Below are 21,893 nucleotides of genomic sequence, written 5' to 3' on the forward strand. Positions count from 1 at the left end.
CATTTATTAACTATCTTAACAGGACTTTATCAATTAAGCCGAATTTCTACTGGCATTGATGTTTCCAAACAAAGACCTTGTCACCATTTTTTCATAAATCTCTAAATCCTTTGCATCTGCGCTTTGAGAACGGCTAATTTCCTGAATTTTTTTAAGCGCATATTGCTGAATTGTAAGCAATGGCAATACAATACTTTCTCGCACTTCTATCGAGGCTTTACCGGCAGGTTCATTTTGCATTAGTTCACTATACCCAGTAAGCTTGAACAATAAACGCTTGGTTAGCAAATACTCATCGTGAATAACATCCCAAAAAGCTCCGTACTCTTTATCCTCTTTCATATAAGAAGTTAGCTGAAAGAACGATTTGGTAAGGCTCATCATACTATTTCCAATTAAAGCTCTGAAAAATGCAGATTCTTTATATAAGGCAATAACTTTTGCAAACTCCCCCCGATCTTCAAAGGACTTTAGTGCCGTCCCAACACCATAAAAACCAGGAACATTTTGTTTTAACTGACTCCAACTTCCAACAAAAGGTATCGCTCTTAAATCTCCAAAATCCAGTGTCGCACTTTTGCTTCGTTTTGATGGACGACTACCTATATTTGCTTTTCCATAGTATTTAAGCGTACTCATATGCTCTAAATATGGTAAAAACTTTGGATGACTCTTAAAATCAACATATGTTTGATAACTTACATCGGCAAGTTCTTGCATGGTTTGTTTATTTTCTGGAGAAAATAGATTGGCCTCATTGTTGGTCAATTCATTTTCTACCCCAGCTCCCAAAAGTTGCTCAAGATTGTATTGACAAGAATCTAATGTTCCAAAATTCGAGCTAATAGTTTGCCCTTGTACTGTAATTTGAATTTCTTCATCTTCTACAGTTGGGCCAAGAGAGGCATAGAATTGATTTGTATTCCCTCCTCCTCGTGCCGGAGGCCCTCCTCTACCATCAAAGAAAACAACTTTTACATCATATTTTCTAGAGATTTCGGTTAAAGCCTCTTTTGCTTTAAATATCCCCCAATTTGCCATCAGGTATCCTCCATCTTTTGTTCCATCAGAGAATCCAAGCATAATTGTTTGCTTCATTCCGCGTCGTTTTAGGTGCTCCATATATACCGGATTGCTATAAAGAGACTCCATTACTTGATGTGAAACTCGTAGATCGGGAACAGTTTCAAACAACGGAATTACATCTACCGTTGGTAAGTCCCAATCACAAAGCCTTATCATGGCAAAGGTTTCCATTACATTAAGTTCATTCCCATTGTTACTAATGATATAACGATTAGCAGCACGTTCTCCATTATTTTTCTGAATCGTTTTGATTGCATAGATAGATTCTACGGTAGCACGGGTTATATCTTCTTCGAAAATAGAAGGATCTAACTTTCCAGATACCTTAGACAGTACATCTATTTGTTCTTTTCCAGAAAGGTCTTTATAGTTCTCGGGAAAAATCCCTAGACCTAACTCTGTAGTTTTTTCAACGATATCTGTCAAAACTTTGTGATGTATTCTAGAATCCTGACGAATATCTAATGTGGCAAAATGAAAACCAAAAACCTTAACCTTATTAATCAAATCTTGCAACTCTTCCAAAAACAAGGATTGATGCTCATTAATAAGCTCTTCTCTAATTTCTAATAAGCCATTCATCAATGTATCAACAGATAAAGGCTCTGCAGTCTTGGCATAGTAAAAATTATCATACAAAGCCGTTTCTAAAACTGCTATTTTATCCTGAAGATTACCAAAGGTAATTCTACGTTTTAGATCTCTGATATCGCGATAATAGTTGATCAAAATTGTTTTTCTCAGCCTTTTTGCTACTTTTAAGGTAGTCTCAGTTGTTACAAAAGGATTTCCATCACGGTCCCCTCCTGGCCAGAATCCAAGATTGATTAGATCATTGTCGAGATCTTCTCCTTCAAAAATATTTTGCTGGACATAATTGTAAATCTTACTAGCTGATTGATAAAATACATTTTCCAAATACCAAATCAAGCTTACAGCCTCATCATATGGTGTAGGTTTTTCTTTCTTAAAAAAAGCGGTTTTACCCAATTGCGCCAATAGTTGTTTTATCTGTGGTAAATCGTTATCTCGAATCGCATCATCCAAATCATGAATAATCCCTAATACCGTACCGGGATAAAATTGCGTGGGATGCGCTGTTAATGTTGGTCTAATCTTAAACCTGCTCAAGTAATCCTTAAGCTCTTCCAACTGCCCCTTGGCTTGAGCCTCTTCTTTAATACTTCGTAACGTTCCGCGACCATCCATATTATTTACTACCGGAAAAGCCGCATCTTCAATAGCATCAAATAACACAACTTGTCTTTCGATGTATTGAATAAATCTGAATAAAAGATCATGGCGTTCTTTTAAGGATGGATTATCTTGATATAAATTAAAAAAACTTTCAACTATCTCTGTTGGATTTTTTTTCTCTTCATATCCTTTATCGCATACTTCTTTAAATAGTGGTAATAAAACACCTGTATTTGTTACAGTATCAAACGGCAGTGTGATTAGTATACTGTTATAAATCTGGTACTTTGCCAGAACATTTTCGTTAAAACGATCTATTTTTGGTTTTCTAGCCATTGTGTGGTGGTAATTATGGTTTTGTGGTTATAAAAGCCTCTTCTGGTTATTTGAAGAGTCTAATTTATTTGATAAGCTTTGTATAAAAAAAGCCCTTTAAGATTTCTCAAAGGGCCTATATTGTATATTAAAAAGAAACCCTTTACAATTCCTGAAAGATAGAATGCATCAAACGTTTCTTATCATTAATACTTTCTTCTAGAGAAATCATAGTTTCAGTACGATAAACACCATCGATATCGTCTAACTTAAAAATGATATCTTTTGCATGGTTTGTATCCTTGGCTCTTACTTTACAGAAAATATTAAACTTTCCTGTAGTAATATGTGCTACCGTAACATAAGGAATTTCATTAATTCTTTGAAGTACAAATTTTGTTTGCGAAGTATTTTGAAGATAAATACCAACATAAGCAATAAATGAATACCCTAGTTTTTTGTAATCCAATGTAAGTGAAGAACCTTCAATAATTCCCGCTTCCTCCATTTTTTTCACACGCACGTGAACAGTTCCTGCAGAAATCAATAGTTTTTTTGCAATATCCGTAAATGGCGTACGAGTATTTTCAATCAACATATCCAAGATTTGGTGGTCAACTTCGTCTAATTTAAATTTTGCCATAGTAATTTGTATTATTTTTTCCCGATTAATTACATTGCAAAAATAACAGAAAAATACAGTTTCTGCATATTTTATTTCACCTTTTTGCTAATTCTATTGAGAATAATTCAGAATCTAGATAAAATTTTAACAACTTGACCTCTGGAACTATCTCTACTGTAACGATTTCGTTGCGCATCACCCTTTTTTTACCAATAATTTCTCTATGGCCATAAAATTTTCCTAAATCTTCAATTTTAACAATTTTAGGTATGAAATTCACATTATTTTCACCTAATTCTTCTGTATACTGCACAGCAATATCGACATTTTTTCCCTCAAGAATTACATCCCGTATTATAACATCATGATAACATTTTCCATTCTCTGGAATTAAAAAGTAATCTTCGTAACCTTCTCCCGTAATATCATTTTGAGCTATGTAATGAATTGAAGCAATTAAAGAATAAAAAATGTATTCGCGAGTAGTTTCACGATTATAATCGTTTGGGTAATGTCCTGCTTCAAACAAAATTGTTGGTATACCTATATTTTCTAAAGTATCCCCTACACAATTAATATTAAAACCATCATCATATCGCCCTACTTGATTCGGAATACATTGTTGTAGTACAACATTCATTTTTCCAATAACTTCCATTGCGATTTTGCGACTTTCTGTTATTGAACGTTCTTGATCGCCCGCTGGAGATAAAAACGATACTGTAGCCGGGTTATTTGTTTCTCCTGCACTAAAAATGGTGCGCTGACCATGTAAATTAAATCCATAATCAGGTTTAATCTCCTTAATTAAACTATTAAGAACCTTACTTTCTTTTTGCGTTAGGTTTTGAGCATCCCTATTAAGATCGACATTGTTATAGTTATGTCTTGTGTATGCTCTGGCTCCATCTGGACTAAGAATAGGAACTATAAATAAAGTACATTGCTGTAAAACATTCTTTGTCACCTCATTATTTGTATCATTAAGAAGGTTGATTAAGTCAAATAGTGCTTTTGTAGTAGTACTTTCATTACCGTGCATTTGTGACCACAGTAAAAGTTTCTTTGGACCAGAACCTAAAGTAACCAAATGTATGGGTTCATTGTTTTCGGAAAGCGCAATTTCTTTAATATCTATTTTATGAGCCAAAGTCTCTAATAAAGGTCCTATATGATCCAGGTTTATGTAACGACCAAACAAAGATTCTTCTCTATACCGGGAGTACCAGTTTTCTAATGTAATCAAATTCATATAGCAAGCTAAAGGCTACGAAATTACGGTAGTTTAATGAAGATTCATAACAAACCAGTAGATAAATTACAAATGTAAACCTAATCAAGATTTACAAATGTAAACTTAACAAAATTACAATTGTAAACAATACTATTCATCTCTATTGTTCACTAATGTAAACAGCTGTTGTTCAAATGTTATCTAGTTATTAACAATTTATTTATATAATCTTTTAAATAAATATAAATATTTATAAATCAGATATTTAATGTTATTTATGTAAACTATTTATTTATATAGCATTATGTCTTGTTTACAATTGTAAACCTAACTTTTAGGTAGATTTGTTTACCTTTGTAACCAGTTTTAATGCTAAAAATAGTTTACAATGGTAAACAGTAAAGATTTCGGAAAAAGAATACAAAAAATCATGGATTATTATGCCGTATCTGCCTCATCCTTTGCAGATTACATGGGCGTAGGTCGTTCTTCTATTTCTCATATTCTATCGGGAAGAAATAAACCTAGTCTAGATTTTGTAATGAAGATTACAGAGGCTTATAATGAAGTAGATTTACAATGGTTATTATATGGTAAAGGAGTTTTTCCTAAATCTGAAAACATTATGGAAAAAAAGAAAACCATTCCAGAAAATTCTGTCCCTTTAAAAACGGGTCCTGCTCCTATTGAGCAATCGGATCAAGATTTATTCTCTCAATCCCCTTCCGAACAAAAAGAGGAAATTCAACCTCTTGTTTCTAAAGAAAAAATACCGAAAATAATTTCTGAAAACAACAATGTCGACCGTATCGTTATTTTTTATAGTGATGGCACCTTTAATTCGTACCAGATGAAAAAATCTTAACAACTTTTTGAGAACTGGCTATAAACTTTCTGGAAATAAATTTATTTTCGTCTCCCAGTTCAATTATTATATGAAGCAAATAGCTTTCTTGTACTTAAGTATTCTTGCCTTTTCTGGTTGTGATCTACCAGAACGAAACTGTATGGATTTTCATACGGGAACTTTTGAGTTCGAAACTTTACTTAATGGAGAATTGGTTAAAACGACTTTTGTTCGCAATGATTCTATAGAAATTGACTATTTCCAAGGAAAAAGAGATACTTCGACTGTGCGTTGGATTAATGAATGCGAATACATTGTTCAGAAATTGAATCCTAAGAATATGGCTGAAGAAAAAGCTATTCATATGAAAATCTTAACTACGGATAAAGACACTTACACTTTTGAGTATGCGTTGGTAGGCGCTTCAAATAAACAACGTGGAACCGCTAAAAAAATTAAATAATGTTCGAAATATTTACATCAGCAGATGCTTGGGTAGCCTTACTTACATTAACGTTTTTGGAAATTGTATTAGGAATCGATAATATTATTTTTATATCCATTGCATCAAGTAAACTACCCGAAAAGCAACAAAAAAAAGCAACCAACATTGGCTTAATGCTGGCCATGGTAATGCGTATTGTTTTACTATTCGGAATCTCCCTCCTGGTGGCTATGGAGGCTCCATTTTGGCATATTAATCTCCCATGGGTAGAAGCAGGAATTAGCGGTCAGGCATTAATACTATTTGGTGGTGGAATGTTTCTATTATATAAGAGTGTGCATGAAATCCATGAAAAAGTAGATGAAAAAGGAGAAGAAGAAAAAGAACTCGAAGCTAAAAGTTCGTCTACGCTCTCTAATGCTATAGTACAAATTACCTTGATCAATGTAGTATTCTCTTTTGATTCTATTCTTACAGCAGTTGGAATGACAAATGGTTTAAGTGACGATCCAAACGACGCCTTAATCATTATGGTTATAGCTGTTGTAATATCGGTATTGATAATGATGTTGTTTGCCACCCCAGTGGGTAGGTTTGTAAACAAACATCCTTCTGTACAAATTCTAGGGCTTTCATTTTTAATCCTTATTGGATTTATGCTGATCGCAGAAGCAGCACATTTAGCGCATCTTCAACTATTTGATACAGAAGTCGGTACAATACCTAAAGGATACCTTTACTTTACCATAGCATTTTCATTATTTATTGAATTTTTAAACTTCAAACTAAGAAAAAAACACAAAGTAAAAAAGCAAAAGGCATAATCATCACAATACAATTTTATGATCGTAAAAATCGCCGAGGGAAATCTTAAAACCAAATTTGGAGAATATCACGAAATTCTTTTTTATGATGGACAAAAAGAATCCTTCGCATTGGTAATGGGTGATATCAAAGATCAGGAAGATGTTCTATGTCGCGTACATTCTTCTTGTATATTTGCCCATCATTTTAATAGTATAGAATGTGACTGTCGGGAGCAAATGGAAATTTCTCAACAACTAATCCAAAGACAAGGAAAAGGAATTGTAATTTGGCTGGATCAGGAAGGTAAAGGAAATGGCCATTACGCATTACTCAAAAGTGCCCAATATAAGAAAAAAGGATTACCACAAGGAGAAGCTTATGAAGCTGTAGGGTTCAAAAAAGATGCTAGGGATTTTAGAAGTGCCGCAGAAATCTTAAAAGAACTTGGGGTAAAATCTGTTAAAATGCTTACCAACAATCCCAAAAAAGTTGAAACCCTTACTCAACATGGGGTTATGGTTACTGGAACAACACCTACTTCCCTTTAACATTAATTTGCTTTTTATCTTTTTTAAGACCCGAAGATTTTCGCAATATGAGTCAAAAATAAACCGTCTTTTCATTGTAATATTGCATAGTTAAAAAAGTTAGCTATGTCCAAGAGTACAACAAACTCATACTCAGACCGAATTTCAAAAGCCATAGTGTTTATTGAAGAAAACCTAACAAATACACTTACTTTGGATAACATTGCCCAAGTCGCCTGTTATTCAAAGTATCATTTCCTTAGAATTTTTACAGAAATCACGGGAGAAACAGTATTAGACTATGTAAGAAAAAGAAGAGTTTCAGAATCTGCAAATGACTTGTTACTTACCCAAAAACCTATTATAGAAATCGCAATCCATTATAGATTTGATTCACAACAAGCATATACTCGTGCATTTAAATCTGTTTTTGAAGTGAGTCCGGGAAAATATCGAAAAAAAGGACATCGCCTAGTATCCTTTGAAAAATACACCTTATCACCAAATGATATTAATCGTTTACAAACAGAATTTACAACTATGATACCCAGCATTATTAATTCCAAAGAAAAGAAACTAATTGGTTTAAAAGATGAAATGAGTTTATCCCATGACAAAACCACTCAAATGTGGCAGGAGTTTATGCCAAGAAGGCATGAGATCAAAAGCAATAAGGACACCGGGTATTACTCTATTCAAGTTCATAACAAAAATATCACTTTAGAAAACTTCACCAAAGATGTAATTTTCGAAAAATGGGCCGCTGTAGAAGTAGAAGATTTTAATGAAATACCAAAAAAAATGTTTCCTTACACCCTGCCAGAAGGAAAATATGCCGTATTTATTCATAAAGGAACGGTACATACATTTCAAAAAACTATGGATCATATTATGGGGATATGGTTGCCCGATTCGGGATATAAATTAGACACAAGGGATATTTTCACAGTAATGGGAGAAAAGTACCACGGTCCTTTTCATCCAAAATCTGAGGAAGAAGTATGGATCCCGATCATTTGATTTAACTTTTTTATGGCAAAACAATATTAATTAATTAAATAATTTAGATCCAAAACGAATTCAATAAACAACATCTTGATTTCACAAGATCAAAATATAACAATACAAAAAGCCGAAAAATCACAAATCCAATGGATCAACGATGTATATCAGCAAATAGGATTTATAGCTTCAAATTATGATACAGAATATATCGCCATTGCCAACAAAGGAACTGTAGCATGTGGTCTTGGTCGAATTACCCATATTGATCAAGAAAACCTCGAATTAGGCGGCATGTATGTATTCGAAGAGTTCCGAGGAATGGGAATAGCAAATGAAATTGTGAAACATTTACTTACACAATCTGACCAAACTAAGAAAATATGGTGTCTGCCATTTTCTCACCTGGCAAACTTTTACTGGCAATTTGGTTTCAAAAACCATGAAGAATACAATTTTGAAATTCCCAAAAAGGTTTTGTCAAAATATAAATGGTGTAATGACACATATAATGACAAGGTTCTTTTATTGGTAAAATAAAGATTGCTTACTGCTTTAACATTCAATTAATTAACATAGTGTTAACAAGTAAAAGAATAATAGTACGTTAATTATCTGATAATCAATAAAAAAGTTTGATTATTAAGCTAATACAATTTTGAAAAGAAAAAATATCGTATTTAATCGGACAAAAAAGATTTTCGACGAAAAGTTCTTAAAAAAATACGATAATTTTAATATGATTACAATATAATCACCTTAATTCGAGTTATCAAATCATAATAAATGTTAACAAATAATTATTAGGAATATGAAAAATAGTATGCTATTTGTTATTTGCTGGCTGGCTTGTGTGGGAATAAATGCTCAACAAGAAAATTTTGCCCCAAAAACGGAATACTCTAATGTTACCATTGAGGTAAATGACCAGGAAGAAAATAATATTTCTCGAGTTGATAACATAAAATATTCTATCGACGAATACGAATCCATGATTCAGAGATGTAAAGAATTAACCATCAAACTTGTTGAATACGAAAAAATGATCCTAGAGGGGTCCATGACCAAAAAACAGAAAAAGCAATGGAAAAGAGATGTGGTCGAAGCAAAAATGTTAAATTTTCGAATCGATGACTTTACTACAATTCTTATTCAACAAAACTACTCTCTTATCGATCATGTAAATAAAAAGGCATTAAGTGACTATTACGATTTCTCTAAAGTATTAGAAAGTTCGATAAATTTTGCCGGATTGTAAAAGCACAATATAATTTAAAATCAAAAGCCTCGGAACTATAAGCTCCGAGGCTTTTAGTTTTGGCATACACCTTGATTTACTTAAAAAGAAAGATGATTATTTCGACACGTTAATCAACTCGTATAATTACTTTTACCCTATTAATTAGAAACAAAATTGAGACTTAAAAAATTCATTACTCCTATCCTACTTTTCTTTGTGATTAAAACATCACAGGGGCAACAGTCATACAATAGGGTGGTTTTGCTTATGGGAAGCCGTTTTGATATTACTGTTGTAGCTCAGGATTCTGTAAACGCAAACCAACATATCGATACAGCAATTTCTGAAATATCTAGGATAGAAAAACTTATTTCGTCATGGGATCCAAATTCTCAAACCTCAAAAATTAATAGAAATGCAGGAGTTACTCCCGTAAAAGTAAACCAAGAATTATTTGATCTTATTGATCGTTCTTTGAAACTATCCAGCTTAACTGATGGCGCTTTTGATGTTAGTTATGCATCAATGGATAGAATATGGAAATTTGATGGAAGCATGTCTAAAATACCTACAGACAAAGAAATAAAGGCCTCGATTACTAAAGTAGGTTATCAAAATATTATTCTCGATAAAAAAAATCGTACTGTATTTTTGAAGTTACCTGGAATGAAAATTGGGTTCGGGGCAATAGGGAAAGGTTATGCCGCCGATAAAGCAAAAGATCTATTAATCAAAAACAAAGTGGTTGCCGGAATTATTAATGCCTCTGGAGATATGAATACCTGGGGAAAACAACCTAATGGAGAAGATTGGAAAGTGGCCATTACTAACCCTCTTAATAAAGCCCAGGCATTTGGATTATTGCCTATTCACAATGGAGCCGTTGTTACTTCTGGCGATTACGAAAAATATGTGTCATTTAATGGGAAAAGGTACACTCACATCATTGACCCAAGAACCGGCTACCCCTCTACAGGAATTGTGAGCGTTACAGTTTTTGCGCCAAAAGCCGAACTTGCTGATGCACTAGCCACATCAATCTTTGTAATGGGAAAAGACGTGGGTATAAGCAGAATAAATCAATTACCTAAGATTGAATGCATTATTATAGATGATCAAGGAAACATACACACCTCAAATCACATTGAAGTAGAAAAAATGTAAATTTATAACCCAAATCATAAAGATGGTATTAAATTATTATCTTTATCCAAAACAAATCTAAAATGAAAAGAACAATAACCTTAAGCTTGTTTGCAGCATTATTTACGCTATTTATAAATGCGCAAGATACTAATAATCAGTTAGTAGGAAAATGGAAATATAATCAAACGAGTAGCTTAACCGATGCAGGTCCTAGCCTTGAGACTATGTATGAGTTTACAGCAGATGGGAATTTTGTAGTAGTTAACCCAAATGGAGAGATTAAGGGAACGTGGAGCTATAACAGTTCAGACAAAACACTTTCTTTATCTTCAGGAAATAAAATACTATCAAAATTTAGTATTACCGAGTTATCTGCTCAAAAAATGACTATGCAGAAAGGAAAAAAAAGCTTAGAGCTTGTAAAAACTTCTGGAAATTATACCGCTCCCGCCGAAAAAAAGATCAATTAATCCCCAATTATATGGGATAGTTTCCTAATAGGATAGAATGAATTTAGAAAAACAATTATACGCACGCAGCTCTGCTGCGTGTGAACTTTCGGGTGATACCGAAAATCTAATAGTATATGAAGTTCCAAAATCTCCCGGAAAGGGTATAGAAAGCCATATACTTATTTCGCAAACTTGCCTGGAACAGATTGAAGACCCAGAAAAAATGGATCCAAACCATTGGCGCTGTCTTAACGACAGTATGTGGAGCGAGGTTCCTGCTGTACAAGTAATGGCTTGGCGAATCTTAAATCGTTTACGATCAGAAGGATGGCCACAGGATTTATTAGATATGCTTTATCTTGACGAAGACACAATGGCGTGGGCACAACTACAGGAGAAGGAAATGATCCAGAGGATGTTGTAAAACATATTGATTCTAACGGCGCACTATTGCAAGCAGGAGATAATGTAGTTCTGATTAAGGACCTAAATGTAAAGGGAGCCAATTTCACAGCCAAAAGAGGTACGGCCGTGAGAAATATTTCTTTGGCACATGATAACCCTGAGCATATTGAAGGCCGTGTTAATGGACAACACATTGTGATTCTTACCAAGTTCGTTAAGAAATCTTAATCTTTTTGATTCTCAAAACTTATTGTTGCCGGAGCCAGGTATCAGGGTCCAGGTAAAACATCTTTTTCCATCCTTGTACAGCCTTATCATCACGTAATTTAAAATAAGGAAAAGGCGTAGTAATTGCATAATGCAAATGAGGTGGTTTTCCTTTTGCATTACCCGTATCGCCTACGGTACCCAATACAGTACCTGCTTTTACCGGCGCAAACGGAAAGGTATCAATCGCATCTAAATGTGCATAATAATGAAATCGCCATTTCGGCCCTAGTACCATGACCGACTTCCCTCCTTTTCCTCCTTCATGCGTATACACCACAAAACCTTTGGTCGCAGCGATAACAGGAGTTCCTTTATCTGCAAAAATATCTATTCCTTTATGAGTTATGGAAGTCCCCCAGGGATATGCCCAGAAAGAATTATCATCCCAGTTTTTTGTAGTGGCTCCTTGCACAGGAATGATCATATGTTGTGGAATTAAAAAACCCAGCAAAACTATTAGAACAGGAATCCAAAACCATCTTCTAAGATCACGATTACGCACCAAAAATCCAATAGAAGTGAGTAGAACTACCCAAAAGCGTTTTGTGGTACTCGTAATCATTTCAAAATGAGTTTTTAAAAGTTCTGTCTTTTAGAACAACGTGGGTTGTTCACCATCACCTTTATTAGAAGCTTCTTCGGAAACTGAACTATCATCTGTAGAAGACACATTTTCTTCTTCTACTACCTCTATTTCTTCTGGCGGAAGCGGTTCTGGCTCTTCATAAGGCAAAGGATCCAGTAAATTAATCTGCTTTACTTTATGTGTTGTTAACTGATTGCCAAGAGCCTTAATCCCTTTAATTGAAATAAACTCTTCCAAATTCACCTCTTCATTTGGTCGTTGATCTTTACCGCGAAGCTTATTAAAAACAATCTCGGCCATGGGTTTGTAATCTGTAGAAACCACTTCTAAGAACGACTTAGGGTGCTCAGAGATAAACAATTCTTCCTTTTCTGGACTGTCGATTAAGAATCGTTTTACATAGTATCGTTCTTTTTCTCCGTCCCAATAAATAGCAGAAACAGGTTTTTTAGGTTTCCACTTTTCAAGAACGATCATATCTGCATTAAAATGCAGTGTCATTTCGGGAATCATCGTCTTAACAATTCCTCTTTGATCAATAATTAATAAGCGATCTTCACCTCTAAAATCACCAAGAAGCTCTCCTCTACCATCAACATTTAAGCGTTGTACCGTATCATCAAACCAAATTTTGCGAGGCTTCAAGGTCGAAACTCCTTGTTCTTTAAGTTCTACTCGCTTGATGTTGTATTTTGTAACGATGTTTCCCTTTACTCCTCTTCCTTTGATTAATAAGTCAGAAAAATCAAGATCAAATTTCAGTTTTTTGATACTTCCGGCCTGACGCAAGAAAATAGTCACTACCTCGGCTTCCCCGTTTGGGTTGGCAGAAAAATAGGTAACCTTAGAGCTTTTCTTTCCTTGCGTGAGATCATACTCCTTATCACGAGTTACTCCTGTTACTGCAAAACGTTTTACATAGGATGCTCCACCTCTACCATCTTGATAGATCATATTATAGATGGTACGCTTATCTTTTTTCTTAAAGACCGCAACGTGAATGATATTTTTACCTATAAACGTCTTAGAATCAACCTTGGTAATCATCAATTTACCTTCGGAAGTAAAGCAGATAATATCATCGATATCAGAACAATCGGTTACGTATTCATCTCTACGCAATGAAGTTCCTACAAATCCTTCTTCTCGATTTACATACAACTTTGTGTTACGTATTACTACCTTGGTAGCCTCGATATCATCAAAAATCTTAATTTCAGTCTTACGTTCTTTTCCTTTACCATAGGTAGTTTTCAATCTCTTGAAATAATCTATAGCAAATTCGATAAGGTGTTCAAGATTATGTTTGACTTGTGCAATATCTGCTTCAAGGGCTTCGATTTTTTGTTGTGCCTTATCAATATCAAATTTTGAGATTCGTTTGATACGTATTTCGGTTAACCGAACGATATCTTCTTCGGTAACCGCTCGTTTTAAATGTTTAATATGAGGTTTCAATCCTTTATCGATAGCTTCAATTACACCTTCCCAGGTTTCAACCTCTTCAATATCCCTATAAATACGGTTCTCGATAAATATACGTTCCAGCGAAGCAAAATGCCATTGTTCCTGAAGTTCATCTAATTGTATCTCTAGTTCTCGTTTTAATAATTCTACCGTATTATCGGTAGAACGACGTAGCATTTCAGAAACACCAATAAAATTAGGTTTATTCTCCTCAATCACACATCCTAACGGAGAAATAGAAACTTCACAATTCGTAAAAGCATATAAGGCATCGATTGTTTTGTCTGGAGAAATTCCTGACGGAAGATGCACCAATATTTCAACTTCTGCAGCCGTATTGTCTTCGATTTTCTTGACTTTGATCTTCCCTTTATCGTTGGCTTTTAGAATTGAATCTATAAGCGACGTGGTAGTGGTAGAAAATGGTATTTCGGTAATGACCAGCGTATTTTTATCGAGTTGTGAAATCTGTGCACGTACACGTACTTTTCCTCCACGATTACCATCATTATAGTTGGTAAAGTCTGCTATCCCTGATGTTGGAAAATCTGGTAATATTGTAAATCGTTTCCCTTGCAAATGCTTTATTGACGCATCGATAAGCTCTACAAAGTTATGAGGAAGAATTTTGGTACTCAATCCCACAGCAATCCCCTCTGCACCTTGCGCCAACAATAATGGAAATTTTACTGGCAGGTTAATTGGTTCCTTTTTACGTCCATCATAGGACAGCTGCCAATCGGTAACCTTTGGATTATACACTACATCGAGAGCAAATTTGGACAAACGTGCTTCGATATAACGAGAAGCCGCAGCTCTATCACCAGTTAGGATATTCCCCCAGTTCCCTTGCATATCGATCAATAGGTCTTTTTGACCTATTTGTACCATAGCATCAGAAATACTGGCGTCTCCATGCGGGTGATATTGCATGGTATGCCCCACAATATTTGCTACTTTATTGTATCGACCGTCATCAAGGTCCTTCATAGAATGAAGAATACGGCGCTGTACCGGTTTTAAACCATCTTCTATAGCGGGTACAGCACGTTCCAGGATTACATAAGACGCATAATCCAGAAACCAGTCTTTGTACATACCCGTAACTTTGGTGATCACTTCTTGTGGATTGTGATCTTCGGGTGTTGATTCGTGATGTAATTCTTCGTTTTCGTTTTCCAAATCCATATTTATCCCAGGGGCACTTAAAAAATTATAACTTTTCCTCTACGGTATCTAACTCTACTTTTAGGTTATCGATAATAAACTCTTGTCGTTTTGGTGTATTTTTTCCCATGTAGAACGACAGTAGCTCCTCGATCGACTTTTCTTTATCGAGCATCACAGGGTCTAATCGCATATCATCACCAATAAAATGAACAAACTCATCTGGCGAAATCTCTCCCAACCCCTTAAATCGTGTAATTTCGGGTTTACCAGATAATTTTTGAATCGCATCCCTTCGTTCCTGTTCAGAATAGCAATAAATTGTTTCTTTCTTATTTCTTACTCTAAACAGTGGTGTTTGTAGAATATATAAATGTCCTTCTTTGATCACCTCGGGGAAGAATTGTAAAAAGAACGTAATTAACAGTAGTCTAATGTGCATTCCATCGACATCGGCATCGGTAGCGATTACAATATTGTTGTAACGTAAATCTTCAAGAGATTCCTCGATATTCAAAGCGGCTTGTAAAAGATTGAATTCTTCATTCTCGTATACAATCTTTTTGCTCATATTGTAACTATTCAGTGGTTTTCCGCGTAAACTAAATACGGCTTGCGTATTTACATCACGAGATTTGGTGATCGACCCACTTGCCGAATCACCCTCGGTTATAAATAACGTACTCTCCAGATTGCGATCTTTTTTGCTATCGGTAAGATGGATACGACAATCCCTAAGCTTTTTATTGTGCAAACTGGCTTTTTTGGCACGTTCGCGAGCCAGTTTTCGTATTCCAGATAAATCTTTACGCTCACGTTCTGCCTGTAAGATCTTACGTTGCAGGCTCTCGGCCGTGTTTGGGTTTTTATGCAAGAAATTATCTAAGTATTTCTTTACAAAGTCATTGATATAGGTTCTTACCGTAGGTAAACCACCTCCCATATCTGTAGAACCCAATTTTGTTTTGGTCTGACTTTCAAAAACAGGCTCCATCACCTTGATACTAATTGCAGATACAATAGATTTTCGTATGTCACTGGCTTCATAGTTCTTTCCGTAAAACTCTCGCACGGTTTTTACTACCGCCTCGCGAAACGCTGCTTGATGCGTTCCTCCTTGTGTGGTGTGTTGTCCGTTTACAAACGAATGATACTCTTCGCTATATTGCGTTTTGCTATGGGTAATAGCAATCTCGATATCGTCACCTTTAAGGTGAATAATATCATATAATCGATCTTCTACATTGATATTATCTGAAAGAAGATCTTTTAATCCATTTTCGGAAAAATACTTTTCTCCATTAAAAATAATGGTAAGTCCCGGATTAAGGTACACATAGTTCTTAAGCATCTTGGCCACATACTCGGTACGATACTTATAGTGCTTAAAAATCGAATCATCGGGTACAAAAGTTACTTTGGTACCGCGTCTGCGTGAGGTTTCATCTAGACTATCCTGATTGGTAAGGTTCCCTTTTTCAAATTCTGCAGAGGCCGATTTACCATCACGGGTAGACTCTACACGAAAATAGGTAGACAAAGCATTTACTGCCTTGGTACCCACTCCATTAAGACCTACTGATTTTTTAAAGGCACGAGAGTCATATTTACCCCCTGTATTCATTTTGGAAACTACATCCACTACTTTTCCCAGCGGAATTCCACGACCATAATCCCTTACTATTACTTTATCTCCTTGTATCGATATCTCGATCGTTTTACCGGCTCCCATTACATACTCATCGATAGAGTTGTCGAGAACCTCTTTTAGTAAAATATAAATTCCATCGTCTGCAGATGATCCATCGCCTAACTTACCAATATACATCCCTGGTCGCATGCGGATATGCTCCTTCCAATCGAGGGATCGTATATTATCTTCGGTATATTTGGTTTCCTTGCTCATAAAATTTTGGGTAGAATGCCTGCTAATATAAGGCATCACTTACAGAATTAAAACAGGCTTCCTACAAAGTAATTAACAAATCCATAACGGATTTTGTTGATTATTTGGTATACAATGCATTAGAAGATATTTGATCTAGAACTACCTTTATGTTATAATACTACTACATATCTAAATAGGCGTAACATCAAGATGTGGGTCGCGGGTAAGGTATTTGGGTTGAAAATTGTGTACTTTAAGTAGTAGTTACAGACGCTTATAAATGTTTACAAACGAATGTAAATGAAAATAAACCAATAATTTAGAAAAAATTTCCGAAATCCTTCTAAATGAAAATCATAGAGAAAACAAAAAGTTAAAAACTATAAACAGTAGTGCAAGAATAAAAAGGAATTTAACTCTAAAAAAAGCTTCAAAAAGACTTTCTTAGAAAACTTGAAAAGGAAGAATGAGAACACTCTCGATACAAACCTTGGATAGCATTCAAATATCATAAAGTTTTAATTAGGTCTAATTGATGATGATAAATGGCCAGAAGTTGATGATAATCCCTCAAGCCGAATTAGTTCTTGGTTTAAAGGAGAGTTCTGGGACTTTTACGAAAACGGTATAGAACTTATTTCTCACGGAGGTAAAGCATTTTTTGGTGAAAATGGTATAACATTTTGTTCTGCTACCACACGGATATTAAACGTTGAATATAGTTTGTAGAAAACTAACATTTTGATAATCAGTAAAATATAAATATTTTTACTGTTTTTAAGTATTTATTTATTGTTTATCAATAATTTTTTATAGATTTGCAATAACAAACACTTATAAAAATGAAAAACAAAACAAAACAAATAGATAAAGGAATAAAAGCCTTTAATACCATTTACATCATCGGAATTATTTTCGTATTAATGAAGCTGATTGATTATTTGCAATGGACTTTTCAGCTAATAAAAAAATGGAGCCTACCTGATGAACCTTTTTTCTCGAAAGTTAATTTAACCAATAGTAATGTTGAAATCTCTATATCAACTTATTTAACTTTTGCCATTGCTTACATTATAGTTTTTGGATTTATAATTTTGGGGCTTCATCAACTGAATAGAACAACAAAATTATTCGCTGAAAACAAGATTTTTCAACAAGAAGTTAGTTTAGCATTTAAAAAAGCTGGGAAATTATTTCTTGCTTTTGCGTTTGGCACGTTAATTATTGATATCGCTTTTCTTGCTTGGGCGCAAACTTCCAGTAGAGTAATTGATCTTTTGTCAACCGAATTAATTGTCTTCCTGATTTTGGGTTATTTGATGTTCTTTTTATCAGATGTTTTTAAAGAAGGCATTAGTATTAGAGAAGAAAACGAATTAACTATTTAATTATGGCAATAGTAGTTAATTTAGACGTTATGCTTGCAAAACGAAAAATGCAATCAAAAGAATTAGTTGAAATACTAGGAATTACACCTGCAAACCTTTCCATTCTAAAAACCGGAAAGGCAAAGGCAATTCGTTTTACTACTTTAGAAGCGATTTGCAAAGCTTTGGATTGCCAACCAGGAGATATTTTGGAATATAAAAAAGAATAAAAACTACGCACAACAATGTCTGTAGTTCATTGTTACTTTTTTGCTCACTCTTCCCCTAGATAATCTTTGTATATTTCGTTAGCACCAATCAATTCAAAATCAAATAAAATGAAAGTTACAGCCGAAAAAAATGAAAAAGTTGCTAATATGATATTTGCATCCATTTATCCACTTTACCTGAATAGATTGGAGAAGAATGGTAGAACAAAAGAAGAACTCAACCAAGTAATTAACTGGTTTACTGGTTTTGATCAAGATGCTTTACAAGCACTTATTGATGAAAAAGCAACATATAGAACATTTTTTCGAAAAGCTAAAATACATCCAAACGCTCACATGATTAAAGGAGTCGTTTGTGGTTATCGAATTGAAGAAATAGAAGATGAATTTGAAGTGTACAAACAATGTAGACAAATGGAAAAGTTGATTGATGAATTGGCAAGAGGTCGTAAAATGGAGAAAATTTTGCGTCAAGGAAAAAAGTAGCAACTGTTGTTAACAAAACCTAAACTGCATTAAAACCCGGTTTAGCAAGAACATTATACGCCATTATGAAACGTGGATTCCCCAAAAACATGAGACACAACCTCTATCGAATTTTACCAATGCTATTCATGACGCCATCTATAGTATTGGGAGTTTTCACAATGTATTATCACAATGTTTCATCCTCTATTTGGCTACAGAATTTAGCGGGATTAATCATGGTAAGTATATTCTCGTATTTTATCCTTTCTCACCACAAATTACCTAAAACAAATAGCTCAATAGTTATTCTTTTGAGTATTCTATTATTAACCCTAACATTTATCCACTCTGGTACGGGTAACGTTCATAGATATTTATCAATTGGAATAATTAGTTTGAATATCGGCAGTATAGTATTGCCAATATTGTTGATTGAACTAGAAAAGATAGTAAGATTAAAAAATTGGTGGCTCATAGTACTGCTAACTTTAGGAGTTATTACTATACTTTTTTTTCAACCAGATGCTTCTAAAGTGACAGCATTTTCAATTGCCGCTCTCTTTTTTCTAAGTAAGCATGTTATGAAGAAAATACAATATGTCGTTCTAAGTTTACCCGTATTAATGTCAATTTTATCTTGGTTCTTTCTAGACGAATTACCACCTGTTGACTACGTAGAAGGGATTCTCTCAATGACTTGGGAAATGGGGATAGTTTTATTTATCCTGGCAGTTTTGTCTTTGATAGTACTGCCTCTACCCTTTTTTCTTTTTAAAACCAGAATTAATCAATCAATTTCTATTAGCTTAGGAATTTACTTCAGTATCGTATTGTTATCTACTATTTTTGGCAACTTTCCCGTCCCCCTTTTAGGGTATGGAATTTCCCCAATTATTGGTTATACAATAGCCATAACTTGGCTGATTAAAAATTCTGAATTAAAAAAAACAATACATGAGGAATAAAATTTTTGGATTATTAATACTGCTGATATTAATATTTTCTTGTCAACAGAAAACAGAAAAAAAACTGGATATCAATACTAGTGCAAACATTGAGTTTGCCGATGATAAAGGAAACAAAATTTCTAAGACAGAATTAGAAAAATATACAGAAACATTTAGTTATGATGCAGTCTATTACAAAAAGAATGATGTAACCCAATTAGCAAGTTCGTTTTATGAACAAGGAAAAAAATATCAAAAAGAGACAGATAATAAAAAAGCAATAGAAGAATTCAAAAAAGCACATAAGGAAGCACCAAATTGGATATACCCTATTTACAATTTGGCGGTACTTTATCTTTTGGAAGATGATTATGAAAATGCTTTGAAATATTATCAACTTGCCGATGAAATTGCTCCAAAAGGATTTTATGCTACCAAGGTTGCATTACATACACTACAAAGAGAAAAAGTGGGAAATCTAAAAAAGGGAGTTTATAAAAATTACCTTTTACTTGAGCTCGAGGGACTTTTAACGGGTGAAGGTTCTATAAATCGATTTGTTAACAAGTCTGCGATACGCGAATTACTTGATGAAGCAGATACGTTTGCCCCAATATGGAAAGACTATGCACTTTTTTTGGATACAACCGAAGAAAAACTAAATGCTATTGAAAAAGGACTTGCACAAGACCCCGACATTGAAACCAAAGGAGTGTTATTAATTAATAAAGCTATTTTTAGTAATGAAAATGGAGATTTTAAAAAAGCAACAAAAATACTTGTGAATGTTATATTTGATCCAAACTCTACTGTCTCAAATGTTGAAATGGCAAAATTTTACTTAAATAGTATAATAAAAAAATAAACCAATAGGTAACAATTTGTGTATGCATATGCTTCTTGCGGGAAGTAGATACAACAGACAAAAGGCGTCGGCAATAATTTAACATTCATAAGTTTGTAACATTATTCATAATTAAAAGTCTTAAAAAAAAACATTGAATGCTAAATATAATTGCGATACTAGTTCTTTTTGGAGCCATACAAGGATTTTTGCTTTGTATCTATTTATATTTCAAAAAGAAAGAGAATAAGGCCGCATTTAATAATTTTGCTCTTTTTTTGTTTTCATTATCCTTTTTTAATCTCACATATGCACTCATGTATATGAAGATTTCGATCCTGGGGATTATTCCTTTGACCTCTTTCCCTTTTCCATATAAGTATCTTATCGCAGTTGGTTTTTATTTTTTTATAAAAAGTCAAATATCCAAAGAAGAAAAAGTCATTTCAAAATACGATTACCTTCTATTTTTACCAGCTATCTTTTATGGTATATTACGAACGTACTGGTATATAAAACTTCATACAGGTGTAGATAAAGATATCTTTTGGAATGTATACAAAACAGGGTTCTTTACCTATAACGAATACGCCTATTTGATTTTCAACCTTCTTTTATTAAGCCTATCGGTAAAATTTTTAATACGATACAAAACTCAAATAAGAGGAACTAAGATTTCTCAAAAAAATTGGAAGTGGCTTTTAAAATTTTCTTACGTATTTATAGCTGTTATAATTTTCAACTTAATACTAGCAGTAATTGTGCATATTGTAGGTGATCAATATAATGGGATCGTCTATTCCTTCATTTTAATTTTAAATTCAATTTATATCTATTGGGTAGGATTTGAGTCCCTTACAAAATCCAACTATTTATTTAACACGTTTAGGCTTAAAAAGCAAAATTCAATTGAAGATAAAACATCGAGTATATTAGCACAAAAACTCGAACATTGGATGAATGTAGAAGAGGTTTTTACAAATAAAAATCTAAAACTGTCAGACCTGGCATCTCTAATTGAAACAAATGAAAAAGAATTATCGATATTCATTTACGAGTCATTTAAAATGTCATTCTCAGAGTATGTCAATCGGTCAAGAATTGAAAAAGTGAAAACGCTTTTAAAAACCGAAGATCAAAAAAAGTACACGCTATTGGCCATTGCCGAAAATGCTGGTTTTAGTTCAAAATCTTCATTTAATGCTGTTTTTAAGAAAGTTACTGGTTTGACGCCTACCCAATACAAAGCAAGTCTCAAAAACTAATACGTCCAGTATTTTTTTTTAGGACATTCTTTCTGCTGTTTTTCTTAAAAGTTATTAGAAGTGCCT

21 protein-coding genes and 1 pseudogene are annotated in these 21,893 nt (G+C 33.9%); 16 read left to right on the plus strand and 6 right to left on the minus strand.

Annotated elements, in window-relative coordinates; all coding sequences use genetic code 11:
- Positions 1-33: 33 nt before the first annotated feature.
- The 3 genes from U6A24_RS14415 to U6A24_RS14425 form a co-directional block, all read right to left on the minus strand.
- Positions 34-2,619 (minus strand): phosphoenolpyruvate carboxylase, encoded by a 2,586-nt coding sequence (locus tag U6A24_RS14415; protein ID WP_324180696.1) that lies wholly within the window; start codon positions 2,617-2,619, stop codon positions 34-36.
- A gap of 142 nt (positions 2,620-2,761) precedes the next feature.
- A complete protein-coding gene (locus U6A24_RS14420; RefSeq protein WP_211073164.1) occupies positions 2,762-3,241 on the minus strand; it encodes an Lrp/AsnC family transcriptional regulator in 480 nt (159 codons plus the stop codon).
- Positions 3,242-3,317: 76 nt separating this feature from the next.
- On the minus strand, positions 3,318-4,475 hold the full coding sequence (locus U6A24_RS14425) for a M14 family metallopeptidase (protein WP_324180697.1): 1,158 nt from the start codon (positions 4,473-4,475) through the stop codon (positions 3,318-3,320).
- Positions 4,476-4,845: 370 nt separating this feature from the next.
- Between U6A24_RS14425 and U6A24_RS14430 the strand changes: the two genes are divergently transcribed.
- From U6A24_RS14430 to U6A24_RS14475, 10 genes and pseudogenes are all read left to right on the plus strand, one after another.
- Positions 4,846-5,322: a helix-turn-helix domain-containing protein gene (locus tag U6A24_RS14430; protein ID WP_324180698.1), complete on the plus strand. Its 477-nt coding sequence runs from the start codon at positions 4,846-4,848 to the stop codon at positions 5,320-5,322.
- Positions 5,323-5,392: 70 nt separating this feature from the next.
- Positions 5,393-5,767, plus strand: a complete 375-nt coding sequence (locus U6A24_RS14435) for a DNA topoisomerase IV (RefSeq protein ID WP_324180699.1) — start codon at positions 5,393-5,395, stop codon at positions 5,765-5,767.
- Complete coding sequence (locus tag U6A24_RS14440; protein ID WP_324180700.1) at positions 5,767-6,573, plus strand: TerC family protein; 807 nt, start codon at positions 5,767-5,769, stop codon at positions 6,571-6,573. Before U6A24_RS14435 ends, U6A24_RS14440 begins: the two co-directional genes overlap by 1 nt.
- A gap of 18 nt (positions 6,574-6,591) precedes the next feature.
- Positions 6,592-7,104: a GTP cyclohydrolase gene (locus tag U6A24_RS14445; RefSeq protein ID WP_324180701.1), complete on the plus strand. Its 513-nt coding sequence runs from the start codon at positions 6,592-6,594 to the stop codon at positions 7,102-7,104.
- 105 nt (positions 7,105-7,209) lie between these two features.
- Positions 7,210-8,103 carry an AraC family transcriptional regulator gene (locus U6A24_RS14450; protein WP_324180702.1) on the plus strand — a complete coding sequence of 298 codons (894 nt, stop codon included), beginning with the start codon at positions 7,210-7,212 and terminating at the stop codon, positions 8,101-8,103.
- 75 nt (positions 8,104-8,178) lie between these two features.
- Positions 8,179-8,625 (plus strand): GNAT family N-acetyltransferase, encoded by a 447-nt coding sequence (locus U6A24_RS14455; RefSeq protein ID WP_324180703.1) that lies wholly within the window; start codon positions 8,179-8,181, stop codon positions 8,623-8,625.
- A 271-nt stretch (positions 8,626-8,896) separates the two neighbouring features.
- Entirely contained in the window at positions 8,897-9,343 is a 447-nt protein-coding gene (locus tag U6A24_RS14460; protein ID WP_324180704.1) for a hypothetical protein, read from the plus strand.
- A gap of 156 nt (positions 9,344-9,499) precedes the next feature.
- On the plus strand, positions 9,500-10,489 hold the full coding sequence (locus U6A24_RS14465) for an FAD:protein FMN transferase (protein ID WP_407654049.1): 990 nt from the start codon (positions 9,500-9,502) through the stop codon (positions 10,487-10,489).
- Positions 10,490-10,551: 62 nt separating this feature from the next.
- The gene (locus U6A24_RS14470; RefSeq protein ID WP_324180705.1) at positions 10,552-10,941 is read left to right on the plus strand and encodes a lipocalin-like domain-containing protein; all 390 of its coding nucleotides are present in this window, start codon (positions 10,552-10,554) and stop codon (positions 10,939-10,941) included.
- A 37-nt stretch (positions 10,942-10,978) separates the two neighbouring features.
- A pseudogene (locus U6A24_RS14475) lies at positions 10,979-11,556 on the plus strand (PhnA domain-containing protein).
- A gap of 19 nt (positions 11,557-11,575) precedes the next feature.
- Here U6A24_RS14475 and U6A24_RS14480 read toward each other — a convergent pair.
- Genes U6A24_RS14480 through U6A24_RS14490 form a run of 3 tightly spaced genes read right to left on the minus strand, consistent with a single transcriptional unit; the run spans position 11,576 to position 16,724 of the window.
- Complete coding sequence (locus U6A24_RS14480; protein ID WP_324180706.1) at positions 11,576-12,160, minus strand: M23 family metallopeptidase; 585 nt, start codon at positions 12,158-12,160, stop codon at positions 11,576-11,578.
- A 30-nt stretch (positions 12,161-12,190) separates the two neighbouring features.
- Positions 12,191-14,839, minus strand: coding sequence for a DNA gyrase/topoisomerase IV subunit A (locus tag U6A24_RS14485; RefSeq protein ID WP_324180707.1), 2,649 nt, complete (start codon positions 14,837-14,839; stop codon positions 12,191-12,193).
- A 25-nt stretch (positions 14,840-14,864) separates the two neighbouring features.
- Positions 14,865-16,724 carry a DNA topoisomerase IV subunit B gene (locus tag U6A24_RS14490; RefSeq protein ID WP_324180708.1) on the minus strand — a complete coding sequence of 620 codons (1,860 nt, stop codon included), beginning with the start codon at positions 16,722-16,724 and terminating at the stop codon, positions 14,865-14,867.
- Positions 16,725-17,548: 824 nt separating this feature from the next.
- On the opposite strand from U6A24_RS14490, the gene U6A24_RS14495 reads away from it, so the two are divergent.
- From U6A24_RS14495 to U6A24_RS14520, 6 genes are all read left to right on the plus strand, one after another.
- A complete protein-coding gene (locus U6A24_RS14495) occupies positions 17,549-18,094 on the plus strand; it encodes a DUF2975 domain-containing protein (RefSeq protein ID WP_324180709.1) in 546 nt (181 codons plus the stop codon).
- 2 nt (positions 18,095-18,096) lie between these two features.
- Positions 18,097-18,303: a helix-turn-helix domain-containing protein gene (locus U6A24_RS14500; RefSeq protein WP_324180710.1), complete on the plus strand. Its 207-nt coding sequence runs from the start codon at positions 18,097-18,099 to the stop codon at positions 18,301-18,303.
- 108 nt (positions 18,304-18,411) lie between these two features.
- Positions 18,412-18,789, plus strand: a complete 378-nt coding sequence (locus tag U6A24_RS14505; RefSeq protein WP_324180711.1) for a DUF2200 domain-containing protein — start codon at positions 18,412-18,414, stop codon at positions 18,787-18,789.
- Positions 18,790-18,854: 65 nt separating this feature from the next.
- Positions 18,855-19,736: a hypothetical protein gene (locus tag U6A24_RS14510; protein ID WP_324180712.1), complete on the plus strand. Its 882-nt coding sequence runs from the start codon at positions 18,855-18,857 to the stop codon at positions 19,734-19,736.
- Positions 19,726-20,583, plus strand: a complete 858-nt coding sequence (locus U6A24_RS14515) for a tetratricopeptide repeat protein (RefSeq protein ID WP_324180713.1) — start codon at positions 19,726-19,728, stop codon at positions 20,581-20,583. The genes U6A24_RS14510 and U6A24_RS14515 overlap by 11 nt, the downstream gene beginning before the upstream one ends.
- Before the next feature lie 137 nt (positions 20,584-20,720).
- Complete coding sequence (locus U6A24_RS14520) at positions 20,721-21,827, plus strand: helix-turn-helix domain-containing protein (protein WP_324180714.1); 1,107 nt, start codon at positions 20,721-20,723, stop codon at positions 21,825-21,827.
- The last annotated feature ends 66 nt before the right edge of the window (positions 21,828-21,893 follow it).

Source organism: Aquimarina gracilis (genome assembly GCF_035285365.1).
In the GTDB taxonomy this organism is placed as follows: Bacteria; Bacteroidota; Bacteroidia; order Flavobacteriales; family Flavobacteriaceae; genus Aquimarina; species Aquimarina gracilis.

What these genes read in the sequence shown, in the direction of transcription:
- U6A24_RS14415 (WP_324180696.1), bottom strand. Translation starts at nt 2,619, where the DNA reads ATGGCTAGAAAACCAAAAATAGATCGTTTTAACGAAAATGTTCTGGCA.
- U6A24_RS14420 (WP_211073164.1), bottom strand. Translation starts at nt 3,241, where the DNA reads ATGGCAAAATTTAAATTAGACGAAGTTGACCACCAAATCTTGGATATG.
- U6A24_RS14425 (WP_324180697.1), bottom strand. Translation starts at nt 4,475, where the DNA reads ATGAATTTGATTACATTAGAAAACTGGTACTCCCGGTATAGAGAAGAA.
- U6A24_RS14430 (WP_324180698.1), top strand. Translation starts at nt 4,846, where the DNA reads ATGGTAAACAGTAAAGATTTCGGAAAAAGAATACAAAAAATCATGGAT.
- U6A24_RS14435 (WP_324180699.1), top strand. Translation starts at nt 5,393, where the DNA reads ATGAAGCAAATAGCTTTCTTGTACTTAAGTATTCTTGCCTTTTCTGGT.
- U6A24_RS14440 (WP_324180700.1), top strand. Translation starts at nt 5,767, where the DNA reads ATGTTCGAAATATTTACATCAGCAGATGCTTGGGTAGCCTTACTTACA.
- U6A24_RS14445 (WP_324180701.1), top strand. Translation starts at nt 6,592, where the DNA reads ATGATCGTAAAAATCGCCGAGGGAAATCTTAAAACCAAATTTGGAGAA.
- U6A24_RS14450 (WP_324180702.1), top strand. Translation starts at nt 7,210, where the DNA reads ATGTCCAAGAGTACAACAAACTCATACTCAGACCGAATTTCAAAAGCC.
- U6A24_RS14460 (WP_324180704.1), top strand. Translation starts at nt 8,897, where the DNA reads ATGAAAAATAGTATGCTATTTGTTATTTGCTGGCTGGCTTGTGTGGGA.
- U6A24_RS14470 (WP_324180705.1), top strand. Translation starts at nt 10,552, where the DNA reads ATGAAAAGAACAATAACCTTAAGCTTGTTTGCAGCATTATTTACGCTA.
- U6A24_RS14480 (WP_324180706.1), bottom strand. Translation starts at nt 12,160, where the DNA reads ATGATTACGAGTACCACAAAACGCTTTTGGGTAGTTCTACTCACTTCT.
- U6A24_RS14485 (WP_324180707.1), bottom strand. Translation starts at nt 14,839, where the DNA reads ATGGATTTGGAAAACGAAAACGAAGAATTACATCACGAATCAACACCC.
- U6A24_RS14490 (WP_324180708.1), bottom strand. Translation starts at nt 16,724, where the DNA reads ATGAGCAAGGAAACCAAATATACCGAAGATAATATACGATCCCTCGAT.
- U6A24_RS14495 (WP_324180709.1), top strand. Translation starts at nt 17,549, where the DNA reads ATGAAAAACAAAACAAAACAAATAGATAAAGGAATAAAAGCCTTTAAT.
- U6A24_RS14500 (WP_324180710.1), top strand. Translation starts at nt 18,097, where the DNA reads ATGGCAATAGTAGTTAATTTAGACGTTATGCTTGCAAAACGAAAAATG.
- U6A24_RS14505 (WP_324180711.1), top strand. Translation starts at nt 18,412, where the DNA reads ATGAAAGTTACAGCCGAAAAAAATGAAAAAGTTGCTAATATGATATTT.
- U6A24_RS14510 (WP_324180712.1), top strand. Translation starts at nt 18,855, where the DNA reads ATGAAACGTGGATTCCCCAAAAACATGAGACACAACCTCTATCGAATT.
- U6A24_RS14515 (WP_324180713.1), top strand. Translation starts at nt 19,726, where the DNA reads ATGAGGAATAAAATTTTTGGATTATTAATACTGCTGATATTAATATTT.
- U6A24_RS14520 (WP_324180714.1), top strand. Translation starts at nt 20,721, where the DNA reads ATGCTAAATATAATTGCGATACTAGTTCTTTTTGGAGCCATACAAGGA.